This window comes from Bradyrhizobium altum, from assembly GCF_020889705.1.
Lineage (GTDB): Bacteria > Pseudomonadota > Alphaproteobacteria > Rhizobiales > Xanthobacteraceae > Bradyrhizobium > Bradyrhizobium altum.
Map to the genome: position 1 here is coordinate 1 of NZ_JACMYP010000117.1, position 8,456 is coordinate 8,456.

The window sequence follows — 8,456 nt, forward strand, 5'->3', positions numbered from 1 at the left end:
GGCCGCGGCCGCCGTCGCGGTGCTCGAGCGCCGTCTCGACAAGATGGTGCTGCGCGCGCCGGTCGACGGCGTCGTCAGCGTGATCGCCGCCGAAGTGGGCGAAAACGTTCGCGCGGGTCAGCCGATCCTGATGATCGCGGCGGCCGGCAAGCAATGGCTGTCGTTCAATGTGCGCGAGGACCATCTCGACGGTCTCGCGATGGGCAAGACCGTGAGCGTGATACCGAACGGTTCCGGCGCCGCCACCAAGGCTGCCATCACCGAGTTGCGGCCGCTTGGGGTATTCGCCACCTGGCAGGCCGAGCGCGTGATCGGCGATCACGACCGCAACACGTTGCGTCTGCGTCTCGACCCCGCAGGCGCCACGGAAGGTCTCGAACCCGGCATGAGCGTCCGGATCGCACGTTGACAACGCGCCGCGCCCGGCCGCAAGCCGCAATGAGGTGCGGACTGTTCGCCCTCCGGCGCGTCGCGGAAGCTTGTGTCTGCCTGCCTCGCCGAATAGTCATCGGACTGTCAGAAGATTGCGACAAAGAAGACAGCAGCGGCGGCCCTGTGCGGCTCGGCCCTTACGGCATCGCCCCGATGCCACGCAAAAGATGGAGATTTGGCCGTGAGGCAGATTCGTTCGCGACGGAAGGTGCATGTTGGCGCGATGCTGCTCGGTGCGGCGGCTTTGGCGGTCCTGCTGCCGTCGATGGCTTCAGCGCAAACCGCCTCGGCGTCGGCCGGCGCCAAGCCGTTCCTGACCGTCGACGGAAAGTTGCCGCTCGTGATCGGGCATCGCGGCGTGCCTGGCCTGGTGCCCGAGGAGACCGAGGCTTCGTATGAGCTGGCCGCGGACCTCGGCACCGACTCGCTTGAAGAGGACCTGCATCTGACCAAGGATTGCGTGCTGGTGGCACGCCACAATCCGTGGCTCGGCGACAACACCAACGTTGCCGAAGTGGCGAAGACCAACGCGGAAGTCGCCAAGCGCAAGCGCACGGTGCCGGGCGTACCCGTCAAGGTGAAATGGGCGCAAACGCCCACCAGCGGGCCGGCTGAATATCCGACCGACCTCGTCGATCCGGCCGATCCGAAGTCGGTGCTGAAGGCGCTGATCGTCGACGGCGACGACCATACCAACGACTGGTCGATCACCGATTTCACCATGGCCGAGCTGAGGAATTGGATCGCCGGCACCACCTATGACGCGGCCAACGAACGGCCGAAGCTGTTCAACGGCAAGTTTCCGATCATCAGCTTCCAGGACATCATCGACATCGCCAAGGCCAAGAGCAAGGCGACCGGACGTTCGATCGCGGTCTATCCGGAAACCAAGAATCCGACCTGGAACAATGCCCAGGCCATAGCGAACGGCTGCGGCGCGCCCGGCAGCCATCCGCTCGAGGACGCCCTGATCAAGATCATCAAGGAGAACGGCCTCAATGCGAGGGACGCGTCGATCATCGTTCAGAGCTTCGAGCCCGGCAGCCTGAAATACATGCGCAGCCACGGGCTGGAAACACGGCAGGTCCAGCTCATCGACGGCAACGGCGTCGACTTCAAGACCGGCAAGGTGCTGCTCAACAACATCGCCAATTCCCGTCCATACGACTGGACGGTCGCGGGTGACGCCCGCACCTTCGATGCGATGCTGACGCCTGCGGGCCTCGCGGAGATCAAGACCTATGCCGACGGCATCGGTCCGTGGAAGGCCTATATCGTCCCCTACAAGATCTCACCGTGGAAGGACAGCAACGCCGACGGCAAGCCCTACAAGGGATCGACGGCGGAGGCCTCGACGCAGGACGCCACCAGCGTCATTGCCGATGCGCACAAGCTCGGCCTGTTCGTGCATGTCTTCACGTTCCGCAACGAGAACAAATATCTGGCCGCCGACTATCGCGGCGATCCGAGCCTGGAATATCTGAAGTTCTTCCGCCTCGGCGTGGACGGGGTGTTCACCGATTTCACCCACACCGGCGTCGCCGCCCGCGCCGCTTACTTGCGTGAGCTGGGCTGGTGATAACAGACGCAGATTTCATGCACCTCACGACAGAATACGCCCGGCATCGCCGGGCGCATTCGTCTTTCACGCAACGCAATCCGCGTTAGTCGGTCGCGTACTTGAACTCGGGCATCGCCTTCAGCTCATCCTTGGTCGCGCTGAACACCGCGTGATCCGGGTACCAGGGATTCGGCTTCGCCGCCGCCGCCGCGGGCGCCGCGCCGGTGGTGGTCGTCGACTTGGTCGTGCTGCCGGTGTTCGAGGCGCCGGTATAGGCGACCGGCTCGTTGACGAACTTCACCTTGTCGATCGGCACGGCAACCAGGTGCTCGCCGACGCCAAGGAAGCCGCCGACGCCGATCACGACCGCCTTGATGGCACCGCCCTTGTCCATCAAGAGATCATTGATCGAGCCGACGCTCTCGTTGCTGTCATTGTATACGCTGAGACCGACGACCTTCGACGCGCGCCAGTTGCCCTTGAATTCGGTCGGTGACGTGGCTGACGTCGATGCCGCTGGAGCCGGCGACGTGCTTGACGCCGCAGGAGCCATCTTGTCGCCCTTGTCGGGGGGTGTCTGCGCAAACGCGACGGTTGCAAGCAGTGCGGAGCCGGCGACGCCGGCAACGATGGATTTGATCAACATTGTGCGCTCTCCTCGGTTCGCAAAATCGATGCTGGGAGAACCCGTGATGTGCGTGACCGTTCCTAACGAGCCTGCGCTCAAAAGTCGCCCCGATGTTTGGGAACGCCGATGCCTGGGAACGCAATGGAAGCGATGCGGCACGCCCGAGGGTTGCGCACTTTCCGACGCATGGAACTTTGCGGCCTTGACGAAAGAGATCGTGATCTCTCAAGTAGGCTGCGGTTGAGCCTCACGACTGCGCCGGACGCGCAGTCCCTGATGTGACGATGTTTGGCTCACTAAGTCGTCCCGGCGAACCGCGCTGCACACGCCGGCATTCGCCCCAGCGACCCCATCATCGATCGACCTGCGTCGATCATGCGCGTATCGCTACGCGCTTAGAAGCCGCCCCAATAAGGCGGCACGCCGTAGAAGCGATGCAGCTCGACTTCCTGCGAGCGATCGCCCCAATCGAAATCCTTGTCGGCGCGGAACGACGGCGCCCGCTTCAGCTCGTCGTCCTCGATGTCGAGCTCGTAGGCCTCGAACTTCGTGTTGTAGTGCAGCCGGCCCCACGGCAGCGGAAGCAGATTGGTTCCGATACCGAGGAAACCACCGAAGCTCAGCACCGCGTACGACACCTTGCCCGAGATCTTGTCGATCATTAGCCGCTCGATATGGCCGATCATGTCGCCATTGGCCCGGCGCACCGCCGTCCCCTCGACGCGATCGCTTGCAATGAGCTGATGCGGCCTTGCACTGACCTCGACAGCCATCTCACCCTCCTGACCTGAAAGAGAAACAACGCGTCGCCGGGGGAACGGGTTCCGGCCCTGGTTATGACAGCCACCCTTCCCTTTTCCGGGCCGCTATGGCGCCGCGGGCCCCGCGTGAGGCACAGGTGAGTTCTTTCCGTATTTCAAAGCATTAGGCTGGATGACAGAACGATAACTTTTCTCCACAGCGCCGACCTGTTAACTCGTTATGCCGGGCAAGATTCCAGAAATGCACTGAAACAAAATTCCTGAGCCGCTTTACCCGAATCACGGACAAAAGATCGGTATGACCCAGGCTGCGCCCAATATCCTCGTCGTCGAGGATGATCGCGAAACGCGGTCTCTCATCGCAAACTATCTCCGCACCAATTCCTGCCATGTCACGACCGCCTCCGACGGCCGCGAAATGGCCAAGGCCATGACCGATCACCGCGTGGATCTCCTGGTGCTCGACGTGATGCTGCCCGGCGAGGACGGCCTCAGCCTGTGCCGCAAGGTGCGCGCGGAGTCGCAGACGCCGATTATCATGCTGACCGCGCGCGGCGAGGACGTCGACCGCATCCTCGGCCTCGAGATGGGCGCCGACGATTACCTGGCCAAGCCGTTCAACCCGCGCGAGCTGCTGGCGCGCATCAACGCGGTGCTGCGCCGGCAGGCCGCCGCGCGCAACGCCAGCGCGATCGAGGGTGCGACCACGCTGACCTTCCTTGGCTGGCGCATCGACATCCGCCTGCGCGAACTGCGCAACCCCGAAGGGGCGCGCGTCGCCATGACCAGCGCCGAGTTCGACCTGCTGCGCACCTTCTGCGAACGGCCCGGCCGCGTGCTGTCGCGCGACAGCCTGCTCGACCTGACGCAGGGCCGCACCGCCGGCTCGTTCGAGCGTTCGATCGACGTGCTGGTCAGTCGTATCAGACGCAAGATCGAGCCCGATCCGCAGGAAGCCACCATGATCAAGACGGTGCGGTCCGGCGGCTATGTGTTCACTCCAAGGGTGGAGGCGGTTGCCGCCACGAGCAACTGACCATGAAGCTGCTGCGCGTGCTGAGTCTGCGGGGGATCGGCGCCCAGATGGCGGCGCTGGTCGTCGTCTCGATCGTCACGCTGCACCTGATCATCACCGCCACCTTCCTGATCCATCGCCCGGACCGGCCGGAGCCGTCCGACCGCTGGCACACCCAGCTCGCAGCCGCCGCGCAACTGCTCGGGCACGCGCCGGCATCGGAACGGCCGCGGCTCCAGGCCGACGTCATCAGAGCCTTGCCGCAGCTTGCGATCGCTGACTTCACGTCCGATACCAGCGCCCTCACCGAGACCGACCCGCCGAGCCTGCACGCGCTGCGCCGGCTCGGCGCCGGCTATCACGTCTACTCTCTGCCGCGCGAGGCGGGCAGCATGCCGCGTGACGGCGAGATCCGCCGCGTCGCGATCCGCCTGCCCGACGGCACCATGTTCGCCGCGAACCTGATGCCGGACCAGCACATGCGGCCGTTCTGGGGCGGGCCGTGGATGATGACGGTGCTGTTCGCCGTCATCAGCGTCACCCTGCTTGGCCTGTGGGCGGCATGGGCGCTGACGGCGCCGCTGTCATCCTTCGTCAAGGCTGCGGAGACCTTCAGCCTGAACGGCGCTGCCGCGCCGCTGCCTGAACGCGGCCCCGAGGAGATCCGCTCGCTGGCCAAGGCGCTGAACCGGATGCGCGAGCGGATCACGGCATTGATCGACGACCGCACCAAGATGCTGGCCGCGATCAGCCACGACCTGCGCACGCCGATCACGCGGATGCGGCTGCGCGCCGAATTCATCGAGGACGAGACCCATCGCCACCGCATGCTGCGCGACCTCGACCAGATGCGCTCGATGCTGGAATCGGTGCTGTCGTTCCTGCGCAACGACCGCAAGCTCGAGGCGATGACGCTGGTCGACATCGCGAGCACGCTGCACCTCGTCACCGACCAGTTCGTCGACATGGGACACAAGGTCAACTACGAGGGCCCGCAGCACGCGATGGCCACCGCGCGGCCCGCCGACCTGCATCGCTGCATCACCAATCTGGTCGACAATGCCGCGCGCTTCGGCGGCGAAGTGACGGTCCGCCTCGACGCCAGGCCGGATCGCCTCGTCATCGACATCGAGGATGACGGCCCCGGCATTTCGGACGCGCACAAGGCAAGCGTGCTGGAGCCGTTCGTGCGCGGCGACCAGGCGCGCAACATGGACGAGGCCGAAGGCTTTGGCCTTGGCCTGTCGATCGCCAACGCCATCGTGCTCGCGCATGGCGGCACGCTGTCGCTGCACGATCGCAAGCCGCATGGCCTGGTGGTTCGGATCGAACTGCCGGCGCGGCAGCAGCTGCTGCAATCGCCGCGCAAATCCGCGGCCTGATCAGCCGGGGCTGATCGGCGACGAAGCTGATCGATAATCAAGGCATCAGGCGGCGAGCGGCCTGAGCTGCGCTGTGTCGTAGATCGCGATCGCCTCGAAGCGGTAATTGCAGGCGCGGCAATTCCACAGGAACGACGTGCGCCCTTCGCTGTGCTCCACCCAATCGGGCCGGGCAATCGGCTTGCCGCATTGCGCGCAGGGATTTTCGCGAGGCATGTAGCCGGTGTCCTGTCGGACCATGGCGCATCTCCCGAATTTTGCTTCTTGCGTGCTTTTGAATGGACAGACGTGCTGACTCAACACGCTTGCTGTCACCGACGAGTGTAGACCTTCATTGAGTCGTTTGCACGACAATCCGCTGTGGATAGTGTGCGGCAAGAGGCGGCCGAGAAAATCGGACGCAAAAAGCAATTTTCGGCTGAGACGATTGAAGCAAACAATTTGAAGCATCTGTCTTCGCAACCGCGTCGTCCGCTTCACCCTCACCCGGACAGTGACGGACGCAGAACGTTTCGCTGATGCGAGGTTTTGCCACATTCCTGCCCGCTCGCCGTACCAATGAGACCGCAGAACCGACGCGCGTTTGATCACCCGGGCGACCCGAGATGAAGACCCTTCAGAGCCTTAGCTGCCTTGCCGCTGCGATCGCGGTGCTGGCGTCCTGCGCCGGTGCGCATGCACAATCGCGGGCGCAATATGAGGCGATGGTGGCGGCTGAGGCCCAGGCGAACCTGGTGCCGGAAGAGCTGGTGCATCGCGTCATCGTCCGCGAGAGCAAGTACCATCCGCAGCTGATCGGGCGCGGCGGCGCCATCGGGATGATGCAGATCAAGCTCGCGACCGCCCGCGGGGTCGGCTACACCGGTACCGCCGAAGGCCTGCGCGACGCCGCGACCAACCTCAAATACGGCGTCAAATACCTCGCGGGCGCCTATCGCGCCGCCAATGGGGATTTCGACCGAGCGGTGCGTTATTTCGCGGGCGGCTATTACTATGTCGCAAAGCGGCAGCGCGGCGGTCACCTCAAGGAGGCGATGCATGGCGGCGCGGGCGCGCCACCGAAGGAGCTCGCCAAGCAAGAGCAAATGCAGAGCCAAATGTCGGCCGATACCGCCCAGCCGAAGCCGGAACAGGCTGCCAAATAGGTGCGTGCGTGTCCCGGACGCGGTGCAACGCGCAAGCCTTGCTCCGCAGAGCCGGGACCTCCGTTTCGAAAGGGTGGGGCCCGGCTCAGCAGCGCACCGCTGTCGCGCTGTGCTGCGTCCGGGGCACGCGCGCCCTGCGCACGCCGCGATGCCGCTCCTGGCATACAAGTTGACACATCCGCCCATCAGCCTACATTAGGGGCGTTCCGAGGGGTGCTCCGAAGGAGGAGCTGAGATACCGCAAGCTTGGACTTCGCCATCACGGCGATCAGTTCGGGACCGCGGTGACCCTTTGAACCTGATCCGGGTCATGCCGGCGAAGGGACAGGGATGTATCAGACGTCACGACTGCGGGGGGATTCCCCCGTCTCCATCATCGGCGCAGGCATAACCGGCGCCTGGCATGCGTTGTTGCTCGCAGAGGCCGGACGTGCCGTCACCCTGCATGAGCGCAGCGACGCTGCGATGACGCAATCCACAAGCCACTGGGCCGGCGGAATGCTGGCGCCCTGGTGCGAGGCGGAAGCCTCGGAGCCCGTGATCTCGCGGCTCGGCGTTCGTTCGCTCGACCTGTGGCGGCGGCATTTTCCGGAAACGGCGTTCAACGGCTCGCTGGTGGTGGCGCATCCGCGCGACCGTGCCGATTTCGAGCGCTTTGCCCGCCTCACGTCAGGTTATCGCCGGCTCGACGCCGAGGGCGTCCGCGAACTCGAACCGTCGCTCGAGGGCCGCTTCCGCGATGGCCTGTTCTATCCCGACGAGGGCCATGTCGAGCCGCGCCGCGTGCTGCCGCGGCTGCATGCCGCGATCGCGAAGGCCGGCGGCGCCATCAAGTTCGGCAGCGACGCCGAGGCTGATGATCTCGACGGCCTCGTGATCGACTGCCGCGGCCTTGCCGCGCGCGACCGCGAGTCGAGCCTGCGCGGCGTCAAGGGCGAGATGATCGTCATCGAGACCGCGGAAGTCGAATTGTTGCGCCCGGTGCGGCTGATCCATCCGCGCTGGCCGCTTTACGTGATCCCGCGCGGCGACGGCCGCTTCATGCTGGGTGCGACCTCGATCGAGGCCGAGGACAACGGCGTCAGCGTGCGCTCGGCGCTGGAACTGCTCGGCGCCGCCTATGTGGTGCATCCGGCCTTCGGCGAGGCGCGCATCGTCGAATTCGGCGCCGGCCTGCGCCCGGCCTTTCCGGACAATCTGCCCAAAATCAGCATCGAGCAGGAACGCATCACGGTGAACGGACTCTACCGTCACGGCTTCCTGCTGGCGCCGGCGCTGGCCGAGCTGACGCTCGCCTATCTGGCGCGCGGTGAAATCGACAATGAGGTGATGCAATGCGCGTGATCGTCAACGGCGAGCAGCGGGAGATCAGCGCGGCCAGCGTCGATGCGCTGTTGTCCGAGCTCGACTACGAGGGCACGCATTTCGCGATCGCGCTGAACTTCGACGTGGTGCCGAAGAGCCGCTGGGCCGAGACCGCGCTCAAGGCCGGCGACGAGATCGAGATCATCACGCCGCGGCAGGGAGGGTGA

At 65.0% G+C, this 8,456-nt stretch carries 10 protein-coding genes and 1 riboswitch; of the genes, 7 read left to right on the forward strand and 3 right to left on the reverse strand.

Annotated elements, in window-relative coordinates; genetic code table 11:
- A partial coding sequence (locus H8B02_RS25670) for a biotin/lipoyl-containing protein (protein ID WP_229168822.1) occupies nt 1-409 on the forward strand: 409 nt, incomplete at its 5' end.
- 204 nt (nt 410-613) lie between these two features.
- Complete coding sequence (locus H8B02_RS25675; protein WP_229168823.1) at nt 614-2,011, forward strand: glycerophosphodiester phosphodiesterase family protein; 1,398 nt, start codon at nt 614-616, stop codon at nt 2,009-2,011.
- 85 nt (nt 2,012-2,096) lie between these two features.
- On the opposite strand, the gene H8B02_RS25680 is transcribed toward H8B02_RS25675, so the two are convergent.
- Nucleotides 2,097-2,639: a PRC-barrel domain-containing protein gene (locus H8B02_RS25680; protein ID WP_229168824.1), complete on the reverse strand. Its 543-nt coding sequence runs from the start codon at nt 2,637-2,639 to the stop codon at nt 2,097-2,099.
- 377 nt (nt 2,640-3,016) lie between these two features.
- Nucleotides 3,017-3,394, reverse strand: a complete 378-nt coding sequence (locus tag H8B02_RS25685) for a PRC-barrel domain-containing protein (protein ID WP_212310602.1) — start codon at nt 3,392-3,394, stop codon at nt 3,017-3,019.
- A 286-nt stretch (nt 3,395-3,680) separates the two neighbouring features.
- Here H8B02_RS25685 and H8B02_RS25690 point away from each other — a divergent pair, with 286 nt between their 5' ends.
- Together H8B02_RS25690 and H8B02_RS25695 are read left to right on the forward strand one after the other, a co-directional pair.
- A complete protein-coding gene (locus H8B02_RS25690; protein ID WP_229168825.1) occupies nt 3,681-4,418 on the forward strand; it encodes a response regulator in 738 nt (245 codons plus the stop codon).
- Between the two features lie 2 nt (nt 4,419-4,420).
- Complete coding sequence (locus tag H8B02_RS25695) at nt 4,421-5,779, forward strand: ATP-binding protein (protein ID WP_229168826.1); 1,359 nt, start codon at nt 4,421-4,423, stop codon at nt 5,777-5,779.
- Nucleotides 5,780-5,824: 45 nt separating this feature from the next.
- Here the strand turns inward: H8B02_RS25695 and H8B02_RS25700 are convergent, their stop codons facing one another.
- A complete protein-coding gene (locus H8B02_RS25700; RefSeq protein WP_092116000.1) occupies nt 5,825-6,019 on the reverse strand; it encodes a hypothetical protein in 195 nt (64 codons plus the stop codon).
- A 365-nt stretch (nt 6,020-6,384) separates the two neighbouring features.
- On the opposite strand from H8B02_RS25700, the gene H8B02_RS25705 reads away from it, so the two are divergent.
- The 3 genes from H8B02_RS25705 to thiS all read left to right on the forward strand — a co-directional run bounded on the left by H8B02_RS25705 (nt 6,385) and on the right by thiS (nt 8,456).
- Nucleotides 6,385-6,924, forward strand: coding sequence for a lytic transglycosylase domain-containing protein (locus tag H8B02_RS25705; protein ID WP_229168827.1), 540 nt, complete (start codon nt 6,385-6,387; stop codon nt 6,922-6,924).
- 199 nt (nt 6,925-7,123) lie between these two features.
- A riboswitch (TPP riboswitch) is annotated at nt 7,124-7,267 on the forward strand.
- Entirely contained in the window at nt 7,255-8,268 is a 1,014-nt protein-coding gene (locus tag H8B02_RS25710; RefSeq protein ID WP_229168828.1) for an FAD-dependent oxidoreductase, read from the forward strand. (Overlaps the previous riboswitch by 13 nt.)
- Nucleotides 8,259-8,456: a sulfur carrier protein ThiS gene (thiS, locus tag H8B02_RS25715; RefSeq protein ID WP_229168829.1), complete on the forward strand. Its 198-nt coding sequence runs from the start codon at nt 8,259-8,261 to the stop codon at nt 8,454-8,456. Before H8B02_RS25710 ends, thiS begins: the two co-directional genes overlap by 10 nt.

What these genes read in the sequence shown, in the direction of transcription:
- H8B02_RS25680 (WP_229168824.1), bottom strand. Translation starts at nt 2,639, where the DNA reads ATGTTGATCAAATCCATCGTTGCCGGCGTCGCCGGCTCCGCACTGCTT.
- H8B02_RS25685 (WP_212310602.1), bottom strand. Translation starts at nt 3,394, where the DNA reads ATGGCTGTCGAGGTCAGTGCAAGGCCGCATCAGCTCATTGCAAGCGAT.
- H8B02_RS25690 (WP_229168825.1), top strand. Translation starts at nt 3,681, where the DNA reads ATGACCCAGGCTGCGCCCAATATCCTCGTCGTCGAGGATGATCGCGAA.
- H8B02_RS25695 (WP_229168826.1), top strand. Translation starts at nt 4,421, where the DNA reads ATGAAGCTGCTGCGCGTGCTGAGTCTGCGGGGGATCGGCGCCCAGATG.
- H8B02_RS25700 (WP_092116000.1), bottom strand. Translation starts at nt 6,019, where the DNA reads ATGGTCCGACAGGACACCGGCTACATGCCTCGCGAAAATCCCTGCGCG.
- H8B02_RS25705 (WP_229168827.1), top strand. Translation starts at nt 6,385, where the DNA reads ATGAAGACCCTTCAGAGCCTTAGCTGCCTTGCCGCTGCGATCGCGGTG.
- H8B02_RS25710 (WP_229168828.1), top strand. Translation starts at nt 7,255, where the DNA reads ATGTATCAGACGTCACGACTGCGGGGGGATTCCCCCGTCTCCATCATC.
- thiS (WP_229168829.1), top strand. Translation starts at nt 8,259, where the DNA reads ATGCGCGTGATCGTCAACGGCGAGCAGCGGGAGATCAGCGCGGCCAGC.